The sequence below is a fragment of the Puniceispirillum sp. (SeqCode) genome (genome assembly GCF_965657105.1).
Classification (GTDB): Bacteria; Pseudomonadota; Alphaproteobacteria; order Puniceispirillales; family Puniceispirillaceae; genus Puniceispirillum.
In genome coordinates, this window is the sequence record NZ_CBFHNB010000115.1 from 1 (window position 1) to 263 (window position 263).

Sequence of the window (263 nt, forward strand, 5' to 3'; positions counted from 1 at the left end):
TGTCTTCTGTAAATCAATTATTTTTCTTATGCTTGATCGCGAGCATTGCTTTTGCAAAAACAAAACGTAAGAACGCTCATTTAAAATAACATTACGTTTTTGGAACATATTTTGTATTCGATTTTATGTAGTAAAGTCAGATATTGTTTATAAATATCTTTCTTTCTTTTAACCGAAGTATATTCTTTCAGACTGCATGTGTTTAAATTTTATGACTGAGCAGAAATGCCCCAAATTTATCCTGTAATTTTATGCGGCGGGGT